The sequence below is a fragment of the Bacillus sp. Bwzl_19 genome (assembly GCF_054900515.1).
This window is the reverse complement of sequence record NZ_CM142729.1, coordinates 3,361,920-3,379,532: the sequence shown is the minus strand read 5'-3', so window position 1 is coordinate 3,379,532 and position 17,613 is coordinate 3,361,920. Positions and strand designations below refer to the sequence as shown.

20 protein-coding genes and 1 pseudogene are annotated in these 17,613 nt (G+C 45.2%); 13 read left to right on the top strand and 8 right to left on the bottom strand.

Annotated features, from left to right (window positions below; genetic code table 11):
* Window positions 1-51: 51 nt before the first annotated feature.
* The 6 genes and pseudogenes from ACW5MY_RS17950 (at window position 52) to ACW5MY_RS17925 (ending at window position 4,742) form a co-directional block, all read left to right on the top strand.
* Window positions 52-942 (top strand): LysR family transcriptional regulator, encoded by an 891-nt coding sequence (locus ACW5MY_RS17950; protein WP_013353976.1) that lies wholly within the window; start codon window positions 52-54, stop codon window positions 940-942.
* Between the two features lie 55 nt (window positions 943-997).
* Entirely contained in the window at window positions 998-1,861 is an 864-nt protein-coding gene (locus tag ACW5MY_RS17945; RefSeq protein WP_013353975.1) for a lipoate--protein ligase family protein, read from the top strand.
* 154 nt (window positions 1,862-2,015) lie between these two features.
* Complete coding sequence (locus tag ACW5MY_RS17940) at window positions 2,016-2,195, top strand: hypothetical protein (protein ID WP_013353974.1); 180 nt, start codon at window positions 2,016-2,018, stop codon at window positions 2,193-2,195.
* A gap of 49 nt (window positions 2,196-2,244) precedes the next feature.
* Window positions 2,245-3,168, top strand: coding sequence for a DUF6895 family protein (locus tag ACW5MY_RS17935; RefSeq protein ID WP_088613629.1), 924 nt, complete (start codon window positions 2,245-2,247; stop codon window positions 3,166-3,168).
* Window positions 3,137-3,915, top strand: a pseudogene (locus ACW5MY_RS17930) (hypothetical protein). The gene ACW5MY_RS17935 and the pseudogene ACW5MY_RS17930 overlap by 32 nt, the downstream one beginning before the upstream one ends.
* Complete coding sequence (locus ACW5MY_RS17925) at window positions 3,906-4,742, top strand: hypothetical protein (RefSeq protein ID WP_013353971.1); 837 nt, start codon at window positions 3,906-3,908, stop codon at window positions 4,740-4,742. The pseudogene ACW5MY_RS17930 and the gene ACW5MY_RS17925 overlap by 10 nt, the downstream one beginning before the upstream one ends.
* On the opposite strand, the gene ACW5MY_RS17920 is transcribed toward ACW5MY_RS17925, so the two are convergent.
* The 5 genes from ACW5MY_RS17920 to ACW5MY_RS17900 all read right to left on the bottom strand — a co-directional run bounded on the left by ACW5MY_RS17920 (window position 4,732) and on the right by ACW5MY_RS17900 (window position 8,601).
* The gene (locus ACW5MY_RS17920; RefSeq protein ID WP_289394009.1) at window positions 4,732-5,685 is read right to left on the bottom strand and encodes an ABC transporter permease; all 954 of its coding nucleotides are present in this window, start codon (window positions 5,683-5,685) and stop codon (window positions 4,732-4,734) included. The two genes, ACW5MY_RS17925 and ACW5MY_RS17920, sit on opposite strands and share 11 nt — an antisense overlap.
* The gene (locus tag ACW5MY_RS17915; RefSeq protein WP_013353969.1) at window positions 5,682-6,602 is read right to left on the bottom strand and encodes an ABC transporter ATP-binding protein; all 921 of its coding nucleotides are present in this window, start codon (window positions 6,600-6,602) and stop codon (window positions 5,682-5,684) included. The genes ACW5MY_RS17920 and ACW5MY_RS17915 overlap by 4 nt, the downstream gene beginning before the upstream one ends.
* A 97-nt stretch (window positions 6,603-6,699) precedes the next feature.
* On the bottom strand, window positions 6,700-7,254 hold the full coding sequence (locus tag ACW5MY_RS17910) for an HAAS signaling domain-containing protein (protein WP_013353968.1): 555 nt from the start codon (window positions 7,252-7,254) through the stop codon (window positions 6,700-6,702).
* Complete coding sequence (locus ACW5MY_RS17905; RefSeq protein ID WP_080565290.1) at window positions 7,255-7,530, bottom strand: PadR family transcriptional regulator; 276 nt, start codon at window positions 7,528-7,530, stop codon at window positions 7,255-7,257.
* 300 nt (window positions 7,531-7,830) lie between these two features.
* On the bottom strand, window positions 7,831-8,601 hold the full coding sequence (locus ACW5MY_RS17900) for an RsfA family transcriptional regulator (RefSeq protein ID WP_013353966.1): 771 nt from the start codon (window positions 8,599-8,601) through the stop codon (window positions 7,831-7,833).
* A 203-nt stretch (window positions 8,602-8,804) separates the two neighbouring features.
* Between ACW5MY_RS17900 and ACW5MY_RS17895 the strand changes: the two genes are divergently transcribed.
* The 3 genes from ACW5MY_RS17895 to ACW5MY_RS17885 all read left to right on the top strand — a co-directional run bounded on the left by ACW5MY_RS17895 (window position 8,805) and on the right by ACW5MY_RS17885 (window position 11,032).
* Entirely contained in the window at window positions 8,805-9,029 is a 225-nt protein-coding gene (locus tag ACW5MY_RS17895; RefSeq protein ID WP_003151034.1) for a YuzB family protein, read from the top strand.
* A 161-nt stretch (window positions 9,030-9,190) separates the two neighbouring features.
* Window positions 9,191-10,492, top strand: coding sequence for an HD domain-containing protein (locus ACW5MY_RS17890; protein WP_013353965.1), 1,302 nt, complete (start codon window positions 9,191-9,193; stop codon window positions 10,490-10,492).
* A gap of 39 nt (window positions 10,493-10,531) precedes the next feature.
* Window positions 10,532-11,032 carry a YwgA family protein gene (locus ACW5MY_RS17885; RefSeq protein WP_014471169.1) on the top strand — a complete coding sequence of 167 codons (501 nt, stop codon included), beginning with the start codon at window positions 10,532-10,534 and terminating at the stop codon, window positions 11,030-11,032.
* A gap of 64 nt (window positions 11,033-11,096) precedes the next feature.
* On the opposite strand, the gene ACW5MY_RS17880 is transcribed toward ACW5MY_RS17885, so the two are convergent.
* A complete protein-coding gene (locus ACW5MY_RS17880) occupies window positions 11,097-12,476 on the bottom strand; it encodes an APC family permease (RefSeq protein WP_045512764.1) in 1,380 nt (459 codons plus the stop codon).
* 379 nt (window positions 12,477-12,855) lie between these two features.
* Here ACW5MY_RS17880 and ACW5MY_RS17875 point away from each other — a divergent pair, with 379 nt between their 5' ends.
* Entirely contained in the window at window positions 12,856-13,275 is a 420-nt protein-coding gene (locus ACW5MY_RS17875; RefSeq protein WP_013353962.1) for a MarR family winged helix-turn-helix transcriptional regulator, read from the top strand.
* Window positions 13,276-13,313: 38 nt separating this feature from the next.
* Here the strand turns inward: ACW5MY_RS17875 and ACW5MY_RS17870 are convergent, their stop codons facing one another.
* Window positions 13,314-13,502, bottom strand: coding sequence for a 2-hydroxymuconate tautomerase (locus ACW5MY_RS17870; RefSeq protein WP_003151042.1), 189 nt, complete (start codon window positions 13,500-13,502; stop codon window positions 13,314-13,316).
* Between the two features lie 105 nt (window positions 13,503-13,607).
* Between ACW5MY_RS17870 and ACW5MY_RS17865 the strand changes: the two genes are divergently transcribed.
* The 3 genes from ACW5MY_RS17865 to ACW5MY_RS17855 all read left to right on the top strand — a co-directional run bounded on the left by ACW5MY_RS17865 (window position 13,608) and on the right by ACW5MY_RS17855 (window position 15,376).
* Complete coding sequence (locus ACW5MY_RS17865; protein WP_014471167.1) at window positions 13,608-14,267, top strand: site-2 protease family protein; 660 nt, start codon at window positions 13,608-13,610, stop codon at window positions 14,265-14,267.
* A gap of 12 nt (window positions 14,268-14,279) precedes the next feature.
* The gene (locus ACW5MY_RS17860; RefSeq protein WP_289394005.1) at window positions 14,280-14,801 is read left to right on the top strand and encodes a YwhD family protein; all 522 of its coding nucleotides are present in this window, start codon (window positions 14,280-14,282) and stop codon (window positions 14,799-14,801) included.
* 143 nt (window positions 14,802-14,944) lie between these two features.
* Window positions 14,945-15,376: a hypothetical protein gene (locus ACW5MY_RS17855; RefSeq protein ID WP_013353959.1), complete on the top strand. Its 432-nt coding sequence runs from the start codon at window positions 14,945-14,947 to the stop codon at window positions 15,374-15,376.
* 24 nt (window positions 15,377-15,400) lie between these two features.
* Here the strand turns inward: ACW5MY_RS17855 and ACW5MY_RS17850 are convergent, their stop codons facing one another.
* A complete protein-coding gene (locus ACW5MY_RS17850) occupies window positions 15,401-17,473 on the bottom strand; it encodes a transglycosylase domain-containing protein (RefSeq protein ID WP_013353958.1) in 2,073 nt (690 codons plus the stop codon).
* Between the last annotated feature and the right edge of the window lie 140 nt (window positions 17,474-17,613).

Sequence of the window (17,613 nt, the reverse complement as noted above, 5' to 3'; positions counted from 1 at the left end):
ATTTATATGATCTAAACGATTAGGAAAAATAATGATTAGGGGCGATGCTTTTTGTATTATGGGGAACTGAAAACATTCATTGCCGTCGTGGAAGAAAAAAACTTTACAAAAGCGGCGCAGAAGCTGATGATTTCTCAGCCGAGCGTCAGTCTTCACATTAAAAATCTGGAGAAAGAATTTCAAACCGCCTTGCTGAACCGCTCGCCGAAGCACTTTACGACAACGCCGACGGGAGACATTCTCTATCAGCGCGCCAAGCAAATGGTCTTTTTGTACGAGCAGGCGAAAACCGAAATTTACGCCCATCACCATTATGTCAAAGGGAAGCTGAAAATCGCAGCGAGCTTCACCATCGGCGAATATATTCTGCCGCCGCTTCTCGCAAAGCTTCATGCCGAGTATCCCGAGCTGAACCTGGACGTCATGATCGGAAACACGGAGGAGGTCAGTGAAGCGGTTCGGATGCTTGAAGCCGATATCGGATTAATTGAAGGGCATACGGGGAAAAACGAGCTCGACATTCAGCCGTTTATGGAGGACGAATTGTGCATTGCCGCACCGAACGGACACCCGCTCGCCGGCAGAAAAAACATATCGGTTACAGACTTGCAAAATCAAGCGTGGGTGACGAGGGAGAAGGGTTCGGGAACGAGGGAATATTTAGACCACGTCCTTCATTCAAACGGACTGCGGCCGAAATCCTTGATGACGATCAGCAGCAACCAGGGCGTCAAGGAAGCCGTCATCAGCGGAATGGGCCTTTCCGTCCTGTCAAAAAGCGTGCTGCAAAAGGATCTGCTTCACCGCAGCATTTCCGTGCTTGAGATAAAAGGATTCTCCTTGAAGCGGAAACTGTCTATCATTCAATCTTCCATTATGGAGAGCACAAAAAACAAAGAAATCTTCATCGTTCTTTTGAAAAGCCAATTTCAATCATCTTAAGCGGAGTGATATAATAAATGCATGAAAAGCCTATGACGAAAGGGATTTAATATAGATGGGAAAGCAACCGATTGATTTACTGATGCAGCCGAGCTGGAGAATCATTGACCAATCCAGCCTCGGCCCTTATTTTGATGCGAAGCAGTCATTCGCAATAGATGATACGCTGTGCGCCTCCGCGGGCAAAGGGGAATCGCCTGCGACAGCACGATCTTGGGTGCACCACCGGACGATCGTGCTCGGCATTCAGGACACACGGCTTCCATTTTTAGAGGACGGCGTGAAATTGCTGAAGGACGAAGGCTACCGTGTCATTGTCCGAAATTCCGGGGGCCTCGCGGTCGTTCTCGATGAAGGCGTATTGAATATCTCGCTTATTTTTGAAGATGAGAAAAAAGGCATCGACATCGACAGAGGCTACGAGGCGATGACAGAGCTGGTGCGGCGGATGCTGAGTCCGTACAACGCTGAAATTGAAGCGTATGAAATTAAAGGATCGTACTGTCCGGGGAGCTATGATCTCAGCATCGGCGGCCGAAAATTCGCGGGAATCTCACAAAGACGGCTGCGGGGCGGAACCGCGGTTCAGATTTATCTCTGCGCCGATAAAAGCGGCAGTGAAAGGGCCGACTTGATCAGACGTTTCTATCAAGCCGCTTTAAAAGACAAAAGCAACGATACAAAAGGCGTATACCCCGACATAAGGCCCGAAACGATGGCATCATTAAGTGAATTGCTGCAAACGGACATTTCCGTACAGGACTTAATGCTGGCGCTTTTGACCGAACTGAAGGAACTCAGCGGCCGCCTGTATGCGGCCGGATTATCGCCGGAAGAAGAAATCGTATTTGAAAAAAATCTGACCCGAATGCTTGAGCGGAATGAGAAGGTGTTTGGTACGCAGGAAAGCTTGGACTGAGTCCGGGCTTTTTTGTTTTTCTGATAATTATATACTATTTATTTATAGTGAAAAAAGAAGTGTTATATCAAAAATAGTTTACAATATATACCTTATTTGATTAATATATTGATGTAGGTTCCAAATAATTCTATAAACTAAAGGAGATGGAGATATGAATTTTAAAAAAATAAAAGAAGAAAAAAGAATCACGATCCCGACACATTTGTTAGCCGGAGATGCAGAGCAATCAGGCAATACTTTCGCTTGGAGCGGCTGGGTGCTTGTAGTGCCAAGCCAAGAAGACAATCAAAACCCGAATTTGAATTTCTCTGATTTAGCCACTCAAAAGTAGATTATCAGCTGTTTGGAACCTACACATCTGAGACAAGGTGGTGAAAAATTTGACCCAAGCGTATATAAAAGAAATTAAGCAGGGAGCACTGTCATGGATCGTTGAGAATATTCATTTCTTTGATATGAATCATAAAGTAGCGAATGATTTCAGATGGCGGCTTAAAACATTTATAGAGCTCATTTTTCTTACCAATTACCTGATCAGAAATCAGGCAGATGATAAGGAGGTTACGGTTTTAACAGACTTTATTACAGAAAGGCTTCACAATGAAAAGCTAGAAGAATTTATTCATTTTGATCCGGACGGTCTTGCCGGATTGGCTATTGCGGGGGAATTTCTTACCTTAACAGATCACCCGTCCCGGGCTTCGGTGATATGGGAGCTGAAAAAATTCACGGGATCGCGTTTTGATGGCAGCCTTGCTAAAATTCCCTTTCGGAAAATGGATCTGAAGTACAGTCTGGAAAGAGCGGGCGTGACTTCAGAAATAACGGATTTTTCTGACTTATATAACTACACAGCAGCTGGTCAGAATATCCCAAATACATATATGACTGATCATGATGCGTACAGTATAACTCATACGATTTTTTATATAACAGACATGGGATGTTCTTCGCTTACAGATAAGGAGTATAATCTGCCGTCTTTGAAAGAAAAGGTCCTGAAGTTTCTCGGGATTTATATATGTCTCGAGAATTTAGATATTACCAGTGAATTATTGATGTGCAGTTCTTTTTTAAATATTGACATGGAAAGAGAAAATCATAAACCGCTCTATGAGGCAGCATGGAATAAAATATATCAGGGCCGAATGAAAGAGGGGAATGTTCCGGGCATCACCTATCAACATAAACCCGGTTTGAAAGATGAACAGCGAAGAGAAGATGTGTTTAAACATTGCTACCATACAACACTTGTTGCTGCGGGAGCCGCGCATGCCTGTCTCAGAGCAGAAAGGAACTATTAACTTGAACAGATTAGCTGAAGAGACGGATCAATTTTTATTATCTTTTGCCGAACAATCGCTTCCGGATATGAAGTGCATTCAGCTGTTTGCAGGCTTCTGCAAATACTACAGAAAGACAAGCCATTCTTCCGCTGTAAAAGAACATATTGAACGGATTGCGTCTGCTTTCGTTGATAAGTCATGCTGGGAAGATCTGTTTCACAGTAACACGGCCATTGTGAATGAACGGCAAAAACCTATAAAAAGAAGCAGGGATTGAAAGCGAATGATCAGATTATACGTCATGGATTGCAAAACGGCTATCTTATAAAAAAAGAATGGCCTTATTTTAAATACGATGAATTAGTCGGTTTGCTGAACGAGCTGGGAATGTCATCTGATGATGAGAAAGTGCGTTTTTACAAAGATTCGATGTTTCAGCCTTTGCTTCATGACGCATGGAAAAGGACAGCTGAAAACGAGCTGGAGTTTATTGAGTATTGTCTTCTTTATTTAGATGAGGGAGAGCATCAGCTTCATCCCGGCTTGAAGGCGTCCATTCAAAAATGGCTTGTGTTTTGTCTCGGCAGCAGAAATATGAAACAGCTGTGCACTATGTTATTTATTCAATCATGTATCGATCCTTTTTTTTATGGCTGTCAAGCAGCTCTTCATTACATTAATAACGAAAATCCATCCATTCATTGTGCCCCGGCTCTTCTGCCGGCGATTGAGATTCTGAATCTGGAGTGTGAAACATGCAGATAGTAGAGGAACATTTTAATATAAAAAAAACAGAAGAATGGCTGCTGGTTTTTTGGAAGAACCTTCAGCTGCACCCGGAAGAAATGGAAGCAGAGGAGCTCATGCACCTGTTTTGCGGTTTAGCGGCATGTCATCATTTCGAAAAAAACAAGGATACGGAAGAAGTCATCCTCTACTTAGACAGTTATTTTGGAGAAAAAACGCACGAATGCCACCCGGTCCTGTTCGCGTACGCGTATCATGTATACCGCAAGATGTATGCCGCAAAAAGCATTTTTTTTCATAACGGTCGTGAACAAATGGTCAGCGGTTTAAAAGATGAGCTGAAATCAGATCCTTCTTCTATGATTCTAATGGTGTTAGCAGCTTATTTTAAAGCGGTGACCCCGGAGGAGCTGATCGTTTTCTTAGAAAACGGCTTGGAAAGGGAGGCTGATTTGCTTATGGCATCGGGCGGCAGGCAGGAAGAATTAGCGGATACCCTTTATGTTGTCACTTACTTGCAGATGAAAGAATTGCAGCCTTTTCTCATAGAATGGTACAAAACATCAGACTTTGCTTTCTCAGGCTTAATGTTAGCTGAGTGCAGAAGGTATCACATCGATGCCGTTGCAAAATACACAGCCATTATGAAATTTCTCCAGTTCGATGAGACGCTTTTTATACGGGAAGGGCGGGAATTTCTATGCTTTCAGCAGCGAAGCAACGGGGGCTTCGGTTATTTAAATCCATTGGCCATGGACCAAGGGAAGGTCAGCGGCAAAATGCTGGACCGTCAGTATTTTTTGCCGTCCGCTCATTATGCCGCCGCCACTCTGTCTATGCTGTAATGTCTCTCTTTTGAAAGACGGTAAATGAAATCAGCAAACAAATAAGAAAGTAGATTGCTATAACCGTCATAGAATAGGGGATGTTTAATGTTGAAATCGCATCACCGGCGCTTTTATTTACATAAGCAACGAGATTTAAATGCGGAAAGAGCGTAAATTTATACCACGTAAATTGAGCAAGCAAATCAGTTCCGCCTAATATACTGCCGGCAAACAGCAGTAAAATGGATAAGCAAAGGGAGAGAGCCTGACTTTTGAATAATACTGACAAAGTGAATGCGATGGTGACAATGCTTATAATTGATATGAAACGTAAAAGAAGAATGATCCCGGATGCTTTTAATGAACTGATGGTATACAGGCTGTCATTTAAATGAGAATAGACGAGCGGATATGAGGCATTAGAAAAACTGAATAACACGCCGCCGATCAGCAAACAGCTTATACAGTAAAATAAGTAAACCATGCCGGTAAACAGGAGGGATGCCAGAAATTTTGATGTTAAAATCCGCCATCTTCGGTTCGGACTTGTAGCGATAAACTTAATCGTCCCAAGAGCAAACTCTTTGGAAACAATCCCGCTGATGGTTAAAATTGCGGTTAAGCTTACGAAAATTTCAAGCGCGTTTGAAGTAACCGTACTGAAAAACCTCCAGCCGTTCCATTCATAGGGGTTAATGTTATGCTCCAAATAATAGTCTTTATTTTTAACATCAGCTGAATAATAAACGCCCGTCGTTTCAGTCGGTTTCTCGATTTCTTCTTGTTTTTTTTCGGCGAGAAGCCGTTCTTTCCAATTGTTATCCGAAGAAGCATCTACCTCATGATTCATGATAAGGCCGGTCAGCAAAACGATGAGAAACAGGAAAAAAAGAGATAAAAGTGTGCCTTTTTTTCGGGTTATTTTTATGAATTCGTTCTGCGCCAGATGAAATATGCTCATACCGCGTCCTCCTTATCTGTTATCATCATGTATTTTTCTTCCAGGGACAAAGTTCTTGCGGAGACGCGGGAAATCAGAATCTCTTTCTCTGCTAAAGATTTAATGACATACGGGATGGTGTCTTCTTCTGCTTCCAATTCAATGATGCGGCTGTCTTTTTGCTGTACTTGAAGAATACCTTCCTGTTCTAATATTTCTTTCGCCCTTTCAGGATTATTAACCATGACGGTAAACAGCTTTTTCTGAGCAGGGTCATTTCTTTTTTTCATCTCTTCAATTCCTAAAATCCGTCCCTTTTTGATATAGGCAACCCTGTCGCAAATCTCCTCCATTTCCGACAATAAATGGCTTGATATTAAAATAGAAACTCCCTGCTGCGCTAAATCAGAAAGAATGGTGCGCAATTCTTTCATCCCTTTAGGATCTAGCCCATTCATCGGTTCATCCAGAATTAATAACTCAGGGTTGTGGAGAAGAGAATAAGCGAGCCCCAAACGCTGTTTCATGCCTAATGAGAAATGTTTTACTTTTTTGCGGGCAGCCTGCTCTAATCCGACTTTTATGAGAATATTCATAAGGTCATCTGTTCGGAGTGAGGCGCTGCGAAGTTTAGTGAAATATTTCAGGTTTTGCAAAGCGGTCATATTCGGATACATGTCCGGCCCTTCGATGATAACCCCGATATGTTTCATCAAATATTCAAAGTCGCTGTCCGGTCTGCCCTTGAATGAAATGGCTCCTTCTGTTATTTTAATAAGCTGTACGATCATTCTAAAAATAGTGGTTTTTCCTGAACCGTTCGGTCCTAAAAGGCCGAATATCTCACCTTTTCTCACATCGAAAGAAATTGACTGTACAATAGGAGTATGATTGATGGTTTTAGAGACATTTTTCAATATCAGGGCTGGTTCAGTCATGATATTTGCACACCTTCCTTATGAATTAGGATAAAAGCCGTCAAAACCGAAGAACATGCTTCCGATCAGACCGGCAGCGATTAAAATGAGAGCAATGCTATACCACATTTTTCGATTCAATGGTTTCCCTCCTTACAACGCTGACATTCCATTTGAAATAGCGCAAAAAGACACGGAATATCAGCTTCGAAAGATCAAATCCGGCCATAAACACCGCCATACCCGCTCCGAGGACAATACATCCGTTAAAAATGGCTGTAACAATCGGTACTTTCACAAGAAGAAAGAATGACCCGGTTATCAGCATAAGCCCGATCGCCATCAAACTTAACACCGTAACAGAGGCAAAAAGAAACGGTGTCAGCATAACCATGAAGTTAAACAGGCTCATGCCTAACAGCAGGCCGAATGCTTTGAAAAAGGAGCGCCATGTTTTCTGCTCCTGAGCATCATTGATGAAAATATCAGCTTTTAAGGTGCGCGCAAGTGTTTTGGGATCTCCTAAATTGTTAGCGATTTGTTCGTCGCTTTTTCCTTCAGCACCGCCCATTTGGAATATTTCGCCGATATCCGCGAGTATCTCTTTTTGTTCAAGTTCCGGCAGATCTTTTATTTCCCGCCGGAGCTGTTTTAGGTATTGGTCTTTAAACATTCACTTTCCCTCCTTAATGATGCTGTTCACTTTTTCGGACAGGTCGAGCCATTCTGCTTTTAATGTGTGATAGTAAAAGGCGCCTTCTTCTGTTACTTTGTAATATTTGCGTGACGGGCCTTGATCTGAGGCTGCTGTATATGTTTTTAAATAATTATTTTTTGTGAGTCTTCGTAATATGGGGTAGATGGTGCCCTCCGACACAGGGAACGTTTCACTTATGACCTTGATTAATTCATAACCATATAGATCTTCATAAAGAAGCAGAGATAACACACAAAGTTCCAAAGCTCCTTTTCGTAATTGGCTATTCACTTTACTATCATTCCCATCATATCTAATAATTGTATTATTTATACAGTGTATTGCACAGTAGATAATTGATCAATAATTCCCAAGAACCATTTGGGATGAGGAATTGAATCTTTATGCTTATGTACGGACGGGGACTGAGATGCGCAGGCCTTTTGGAAGAAGGCCCCCCGGATAATGTTTACATTAATATAGATCAGCATGCGCGTCATTGACAAATGACAAAAACCCCTTTTTCCGTGATAAGGAAAGGGGGTTTTGCCGTTATTCTGCCATTTTTTCTAAATTGCCGTTCCGATCCATTTTAAAGGACGGGGAGGCGTGTTCGTCTTCAAATAAAACTAGTTTTCTGGCTCTGTTCATAATTTTAACCAAGGTTTCGTAGTCTTCCTGAATGGTTTTTTGATCTTTTTCAAGTTTTTCGACAGCCGCTTCCAGCTTCTCGGTTTTAGACTGCAGTTCTTGGTTTTCCCGTTTTAAACGGTCATTTTCCATTTGCAGGGCAGAGGTTTGCTTTCCGCTGCCTTCATAGCTCTGCAGAAATTGAATGACGTCTGCCATTGTAAGCTCAGTTGTCGGATTCGGCTGCTGTGGCGCCAGCAAATGTGATAAACTAGCTAACTCTTCCTTGAAGCTTTCATCGACATAAGGCATATGTTCGCCGGACATGACGGCTTGCGGCTCATCTTTTGGCGCTTCTGTTTGAACCGTCTTTTCGGCTGCGGTTTCTTGAATGATATCCGAATCCGGTGCAGGCGGCTGATATAATAATTTCTTCTTGGCCGGCTGGCCGTTGCCGAGCGCGCGCATCCGCTGTTTCCGCTGTTTTTTGGCGAGCTGAAGCGCTTTTTCGTATTGATGGCGGACGACGGCATTCCATCTGAATCCGCATGCTGCCGATGTTCTGTTTAATTTATCGCCTACCTCTTCAAAGGCGTTAAGCTGCGTGCTTCCTTCCCGAACGTGCCGGAGCACGGTTTCCGCAAGCAGCAGATCATTTTCCTCTGACCAGGCGTCCTGTCTTTGCTTTGTCAATGTTCTCAACCCCCAATAATCTTGATGGTATTAGAATGTCCAGATTGGAAAATATTTATACAAATTGGCTGAAAGAATGAGAGATACGCAGAGCCTTGCAGGATAAGATGAATCCTTGTACAATGGAATGTGATGTGATTTTTTTCGTTTTTTAAAATTAAGAATTAACATAGAGGAACATTGAATGAAGGGAAGCGTACATCATGGCTAATGAATTCCGAGTGTGTGATGATTGCCAAGCCACCAATATTAAAACATTGCTGCCGCGTTTAAAAGAAGCTGATCCGGATGCAAAAGTGGAGGTCGGCTGTCAGTCATATTGCGGGCCCGGACGCAAAAAATCGTTTGCTTTCGTAAACAACCGCCCGCTGTCTGCGCCGACTGAGGACGAGCTGATTGAGAAAGTGAAAAAGAAGATCAAAAAGTGAATTTGTGTGTTTACGACAGCCTCGCCCGATGGGTCAGGCTTTTTTGCTTCAAAAAAATCAGTTTCGGAAAACTGGAACAAAACGCCGGACAAATTCAAGGATGTTTTCAAATGATTGAGCCGATATAATAGAATCACGGCTAAAAAAAAGAGGGAATGACGATGGCGTATCCAAATGGAAAATTATCAGAAGAAAAAGTGTTTAAAGATCCTGTTCACCGCTATGTTCATGTGCGGGACAAGCTGATCTGGGATTTGATCGGCACCCGTGAATTTCAGCGGCTGCGCCGGATCAAGCAGCTCGGTACGACGTATTTGACGTTTCACGGCGCGGAACACAGCCGTTTTAACCATTCTCTCGGCGTCTATGAGATTGTCAGAAGAATGGTTGACGATGTCTTTAAAGGGCGTCCTGAATGGGATGACAATGAACGCGAACTCTGTCTCAGCGCAGCGCTTTTGCACGATTTGGGGCATGGGCCGTTTTCGCATTCCTTTGAAAAGGTTTTTCATCTGGATCATGAAGATTTTACGAGGGAAATCATTCTGGGCGACACTGAGGTGAATCAGGTTCTCAGAAAGGCGGGTCCGGGATTTGCGCAGGATGTTGCTGAAGTCATTGCCAAAACATACAAAAACAAACAGGTGGTCAGCCTGATTTCGAGCCAGATTGACGCCGACCGGATGGATTACCTTCAGCGGGACGCGTACTATACGGGCGTCAGCTACGGACATTTTGATATGGAACGGATTTTAAGGGTGATGCGTCCCCGTGAGGACCAGATCGTCATTAAGCAAAGCGGCATGCATGCCGTCGAAGACTATATTATGAGCCGCTATCAAATGTACTGGCAGGTGTATTTTCACCCTGTGACGAGAAGCGCTGAAGTCATTTTGACGAAAATTCTCCACCGTGCGAAGCAGCTCCATGAAGAAGGGTATATCTTCACTCACGCTCCCGTTCATTTTTATTCCATTTTTGAAGGGAAGCTGACGCTTGAGGATTATCTGAAGCTTGATGAAGCAATCATTTTGTATTATTTCCAGGCTTGGGAGGAAGAAGAGGATCCGATTCTGTCCGACTTGTGCCGCCGCTTCATCAACCGCCAGCTGTTTCAATATGCCGAATTTAACCCGAATGAAGAAATGTCGGCTTATTTTGAGCTGACCGCTCTGTTTAAAGAGGCGGGAATTGATCCCAATTACTATTTGGTGGTCGATTCTTCATCGGATCTGCCGTATGATTTTTACCGTCCGGGTGAGGAAGAAGAGCGTCTGCCGATTCATCTGTTAACGCAGAACGGCCAGATAAAAGAGCTGTCCAGGCAGTCCGCCATTGTCGAATCCATTTCGGGCAAACGGCGGACGGATCATAAGCTGTACTATCCGATGGACCTCATTTTTGACGATTCAGAAAACCCTGAAGCAAAATTAAAAATCCGGCAGCTGCTGGGACTGACATAGAAGGATTTTGGTAAAGAAGGAAAAGGAGATGTCGGGAATTTGTTGAAAGAACATGCAAAACTGATGAAGGTGTTCTCGGATTCTGGAGAAATCATCGGGCGGAAAAAGCTGCAGAAAATCATTTATATCGCGAAGAAAATGCAGTATCCTTTCTACGAAAAATATGATTTTCATTTTTACGGTCCGTATTCCGAAGAACTGACGCTTCGAATTGAAGAGCTGTGCAATCTTGGGTTTCTGGATGAGGTGAAGGAAAAAAAGGGCGGCTACTTTCAATACCGGTACTCGCTGACGGAGACGGGAGCCGAGTTTTTACATCATGCGGAGCTTACGATGCCGGATATGAAGAATTATATCGACAGCGTCAACAGCCGCTCATCCCGGTTTCTGGAGCTGGTGTCCACGATTTTGTATTTTGACGGCCTTGAAGCAGAGGAAAAGAAAGAGAAAGTGTTTACGATAAAAAGCAAACAGAAATATACTGATGAAGAATATGAAGAGGCGCTTCACTACATAGAAGAGCTGAAACACATTTGTTAAAGGCGATGGCTTTCGTCTTTTTTTATGCAAAAACCAGGCCGCGAACAAGCGGGCCTGGTTTTGTTTATTTTCTCAATTTGCTGTGCTTGTACGAATATAAAAAGTAAACGATTACGCCGATGATCAGCCAGACGATAAAATAAAGCCATGTTTTCAGCGGCAGATTGACCATTAAAAACAAACAGCAGATAATGGCCAAAATCGGCAGAACGGGTACAAACGGCACTTTGAATCCCCGAGGCAGATCCTTATGGGTGCGGCGAAGAATCAGCACGGACAGACTGACCATGGCGAATGTCAATAATGCGCCGATGTTTGAGAGATCTGACAGCTCTTTCAGGTTCACAAAACCCGCAATAAATGCGCTTGTCAGGCCGATCACCCACGTATTAAAGATCGGAGCCCCCGATTTCTTTCCGACAATCGTGAAAACTTTCGGCAGCATCCCGTCTCTTGCCATCGCCAGGGATATGCGGGTCGCCGCATATGTATGGGCGAGAACAACGGCCATCAGCCCGATCACCGCTCCGGCAGCGATAACGCCCGCCACCGCGTTTTGTCCGACAGTCTGTAATACATAAGACATGGCTTCCGGCACATTAAGCTGTGAATACGGAACCATCCCGGTCATGACGAGACAGACAATGACGTATACTAATGTACAGATCACCAGTGAACCGATAATACCGATCGGCAGGTTGCGCTGCGGTTTTTTGACTTCTTCAGCCGAAGCGGAAATCGCGTCAAACCCGAGAAACGCAAAAAAGACGGCAGAAGCCCCCGTGATCACGCCTTTGATTCCAAAAGGCATAAAAGGATGCCAATTGCCCGGCTTCACAAAAAAGCTGCCTGTGATGATAAACAGCAAAACAATTCCGATTTTTACGAGAACCATTACATTATTAAATGTTTTGCTCTCTTTGGATCCGCGTGACAGAACGACCGCAATTAATAGAGTAATGATGATGGCAGGAAGGTTGACGATGCCCCCCTGGCTCGGCACGTGCAGCAGACTGTCCGGCAAAGGCATGCCGATTTCGGCTAACAGATTATTGAAATAACTTGACCAGCCGCTTGCCACCGCAGAAGCCGTCACCATATAAACGGATAAGAGCGTCCAGCCCATTAAATGGCCGATAATTTCTCCCATGGTGGTGTAAGAGTAAATATAAGCGCTTCCGTAAACCGGGAGAACAGAAGCGATTTCGGCGTAACATAATGCTGCAAGACTGCAGACAACGGCTGCAATGATAAAAGAAAAGATAACGGAAGGCCCGGCATTTTTCGCGGCCGTAATGCCTGTAAGGACCATGACGCCCGTCCCGATGACGGCGCCGATGCCCAGTAATGTTAAATCAAATCCACCCATCGTTTTGGCAGTCTGCCTGTTTCTGCTTTGTTCAAGCAGCTGGGTGATGTCTTTTTTTTGTAGGATATTCCGCAACACGCATCCCTCCATCCGAAAGCAAAAGCCGAGAGGAACTCTTTGGCTTTTACCCGTGTCACATCTTCTGTGTAATCAACAATCCTGTGTTCTGTTTCCCCGTTTGTTCCGTTTCTTTCCCATCATATTGTCTGTCGCATCAGCTCAGTCTTTCCGTCAAACGCAGTCACCCTTAATGATTTTACCTGAATCATGTCTATAAAACCAGCATTGCATAAAAGGGACTGGTGAAAAAAGAGGGAGACAAAAGTCTGTACAGGGCAGGATAAAAGTTGCGGGTGTTCCGACCGGAATTTTGACTTTCTCCGTAAGGTATCAGTAAAATGTAATAAAAACAATTAAATGATGATGGATGCATCTTGAAATGGGGAGTTTCTGCATGAAGCACGATAACTTGCAAGCAAATGTACTGGATTACGCTCTCACAAAATACTTAAAGAGCACGAAAAAACTTGATGAGGCGACAATTCCGAAGAGTATAAACAATATTAGAGGATTTATTCTCAGGATTATTTACCGGCACGGCACGTGCACGATTAAAGATATATTGCAGGAAGTCACATTATCGCCTTCTGCCACGACCACCGCTCTCAATCATTTAGAGAAAGAAGGGTTCGTGGAAAGGTCGAGAAATAACGAAGACCGCCGCACAGTGTGGATGACGCTTTCCGAATCAGGGAAAATGGCGGCCATGCAAATGATTGAAAACCGGCAGCTGCTGATTGACGAGCTGTTCGAAGCATTGACAGAGGAAGAAAAGAAAACCTTTTTCAGCCTGGTTGAAAAGGTAGTGAAATAAGCCGGCTTGCGTACAGCAGCGCCGGCCTTTATCAAGGATTACTCCGTGTCGCTGATCCGTTTGCCGGCGACGGCGTAATGATCCTTTCTCATTTCTTCAATCATGACAATGATTTTTTCTTCGGCTGCGCCTGTCGTTTCTTTTACGGCTTCTGTTACTTTTTCAACCAGATTCCGTTTTTGTTCATCAGTGCGGCCTTCAAGCATTTTAACGGTTACGAGCGGCATGGTGCTGTTCCTCCTTTATCGTTTCCTCTCTTTGGAAGAGAGGTCACTTATAGTATACTGAACGGAGGACAATCTTGCATTTTTTAAAAAAGGGGATTTTTACACTTGGACAGATTTTTATATTATCCGCTGGAGCTTATGCCCTATGTCGTGATTACGCTGATCGTGGCATTTACGATGCATGAACTGGCGCACGCATATGTCGCGTATCGGTTCGGTGATGATACCGCGGCGAGACAGGGAAGATTAACGCTCAATCCGATTAAACATCTTGATGTTTTCGGAACCATTCTTATTTTGGTCGCGGGCTTCGGCTGGGCACGGCCGGTGCCGGTGAACCGCCGCGCCTTTAAAAGACCGCGGCTGGCGGGAGTGCTGGTTTCCGTCGCCGGGCCTGTAAGCAACCTGCTTCTTGCCTTTATCGGTTTCTTTTTGCTAGTGTTGATGCATGCTTACGGAATGGAGCTGCTTTCGGCATTCAGCATGGGGCTTGACCGCTTTTTCTCTATTTGGATTCAGCTGAATCTTGCGCTGTGTTTATTCAACCTGCTGCCGCTTCCTCCGCTTGACGGCTACCGGATTATTGAGGATCTCGTGCCGCCGCGGGTGCGCGCCAAAATGACTCAATTTGAGAGCTACGGGATTATCGTGTTCCTCGTGCTGTTTGTGACACCGGTCGGCTCCTATGTCGTGTGGCCGCTGTTAAGCGAGGGAAGAGACTGGATTCTCAGAGTATTTGCCATTATATTTCAACCGCTTTTGTAGGAGGGTATTTTCATGGAAGAAGGAAAAAAGAAGAAATCAATCGGGTTTAATATCATTAAAAGTGATCCGACCGACGGACATGGCGGTTTCGGCGCCGGATCGCTGAGCCTTGACAATATTTCTCCGGTATTTGTCGATGTGGAAGAGAAGGAAGCCTTCGTCGATATCGGCGCCATGCACGCCCGCAGTGTCGTGGAAAAAGGCATCAAATTCCTGCCGAACAAGGATGAAGTGCCGAACGGAAAACCGTACTGGCTCGTATGGGTCACCATCGACAGAAAAGAAGAAGGCCCTTATTACGCGGGTGTGACGGCTTGTGAAATGACCGTGGACAGAAGTATTCGCAGAGGCTATAAGTCATTGCCGGAGCATGTGAATTTAATGGATAAATCAATGAAGCGCCGCATTATCGTGGACAAAATGGATGACAGCTCAAAGCGGGTGCTCGCTGAATTTCTGAAGAAGCATGACCAAGGGCTCTGGGACCGTTCATCCGATGAATTGAAAACGGGTCTGCTTTCGGAAGAAAAATAATTTGTGAACTTTTTGTGAACCTTATAAATATTTGCACTATTTCGCAATTGTACTGAGTAAACTGTTGATACAGAATCAGGACATGGAAAGTCCCGAGCCGAACTAAGACTCGGGGTTTTTCATGTTTAAGCGGAGGTTTCATCATGTTCACCGTATTTGACATCGGTCCTTGGGTCATTGAGGCGGATGCGGCGGAAACGAGAAAACAACACGAAAAACCATGGGACGATCGATGCGATTGCGCGAACTGCCGGAATTTCTCCGAGGCGATGAATCTCCTTCCCGCCGAGAAAACAAGATTGTTTACACAGTTTGGGATTCGTCCGTCTGTCTGTCACGACGTGGGGGAGATCGGAAAGGAAAACGGCCTGCATCATTATGCGGGCAGTTATCCGATTGTCGGCCGCCTTGGCGAAGGCTGGCCGAAGTCTCATATTGAGAAGGCGGGAGATATCCGCTTTTCGTTTTCTTTGCCGAGTACAAGGTTTTTTATACCGAAGGATTTTCCTGATCCTATTATTCATCTCGACTTTTCACTTTTGCTCCCATGGGTGCTTGAGGAAGATGCGGATTAAAGCCCGGTGCGCGATGCACCGGGCTTAGTCTTTTTTGCCGAGCCACTTATCCCACCATTTTTTTTGCCGAGGTTCTTTACGGGCGGGGGCGTGTTCCTTCTCTTTTTTAGACGGTTCCGGACCGAAGCACACATCCGCGGGCTCTGTGCCTGCGATAAAATACGTATAATGCTTTGCGGCGCATCCTGGTCCTGATGTGTAGCCGGAAGCGGGATCAATGTAGACGCCCGTGACGCCCTTCGGCGGTTTAAACGCCATTTCCGGTTCTCCTTTGAGCGCTTTCTCCATAAAATCCGCCCAAATGGTCTTCGCATAGCTTTTTTCCTCAACTGAATCAATCGTGCTGCTTTTGTCATAGCCTGTCCATACGCCGGCAGCAAGAGCGGGATTAAAACCGATCATCCAGCTGTCCGCGCTCGTCGTGCCCGATTTCCCGCCGTAGGTTCGGGTCAGCCTGTCTGAAATGGTGCGTCCTGTGACGGAAGTATAGCCGTTTAAATCCTTATCAAACATGCCAGTCATCATGCTTGCCGTTACAAAAGCTGCTTTTTTATCAAGAACCTGTTGATGCCTGCGCGGCTGTTCATACAAGACGTTGCCGGCGGTATCCGTCACTTTTGTGATAAATGAAGGGGTGATTTGTTTTCCCCCGTTTGCGAGCATCGCGTAGGCATTGACCATTTCAATCGGGCGCACGGGTTCAGTTCCGAGCGCCAGAGACGGAAGGGGCTTTAAATGCTCGCTGATGCCGAATTCCTTCGCCGCTGACACGAGCTTATTCATGCCGAGAAAGAGATGGGTCTTCACGGCATAAATGTTGTCTGATAACGCAAGCGCCTGAAGCAGGGTAATCGGTTTATTGGCGTAGTAGCCGTTGTAATTGCTTGGAGAATAGGTGTCTCCGTTGTCGTCAATCTGGAACTCTGTTTCTTCGCTTTTCATCAGCGTGACCGGTGTAAAGCCGCTTTGAATTGCTTTGTAGTACAAAAGCGGCTTGATCGTGGAAGCCGGCTGCCGTTTCGCCTGTGTCGCCCGGTCAAACGGGCTTTTTTCGTAGTCACGTCCGCCGAGCAGCGCAAGCACGCGCCCTGTTGCCGGATCAATTGCGGAAAAGCCGACCTGAATGTCAGAGCCGGTACGGATCGTATGTGCCACAGTGTTTTCTGCGATCCGCTGCATGCGCTTATCAAGCGTCGTATAAACACGAAGCCCGCTCGTTGCCAGCTGTTCGCGCGTCATGCCGAGCTTTTTCTCAAGTTCTTTCATCGCATCATCGTAAAAATAAGGCGCCGTTTTCGCCGCGGTTCTGTTTTTCAGCGGCTTGTAGGCAAGCGGGGCTTTCTTAAGGTTTTCCGCTTTTGCTTTTGATATCATTTTCTGTTCGGTCATCAGTCGAAGAATGGTTTTCTGGCGCTGTTTGGCTTTCTTTTCGCTGATATAAGGCGAATAGCCGGACGGGCCTTTCGGAATGCCCGCCAAAAGCACGGCTTCCGCATCGTTCAGATCTTTGGCGTGTTTGCCGAAATACAGGCGGGAGGCGGCTTCAATTCCGTATGCGCCGTGGCCGTAATATATCGTATTTACATAACCTTCTAAAATCTCGTTTTTAGAATAGTTCTGTTCAAGGCGGATCGTGTAAAATGCTTCATTCCATTTTCGTTTCCATGTCTTATCATGCTCAAGGTAGAGATTTCTCGCGTATTGCTGGGTAATGGTGCTGGCGCCCTGAACCTTGGCCATTGCCTTTATGTCAGCAAGCGCGGCGGCGGCCATCCGCCGGTAATCAAAACCATGGTGGCTGTAAAAGTTTTGATCCTCTACCGCAATGGCGGCCTGCACCGCTATCGGATTGATATCTTTCAACCGGACCCAGTAGCGTTTTTCCCCGAAATCGGTCTCACCCAGCTTTGAGCCGTCATTTGCATAAAGAATCGTAGACTGAGGAACCCGGACGGAGGGGGCTCCCTGCCATTTCGCTGCAAGAAGAATGGATGTGAAGCAGACGCCGGCCAGCATTCCGCCCATCAATGTCAGAAAGATGCAGGCGCGGATGATTTTGAACGTGATTCTGAGCTGTTTTCCAGATACTTTATCCACTTTTGGGAACCCCCTTTTTCATGATTCTATTATTATGTGAAAAAAGGGGGTTTTTTAAACATCGCAAGCCGGACACATCTTTACTTTTTCCCTCCCATCCTCTATACTTTTTCCTTAGGTGAAAATGAGATTTTAACCGG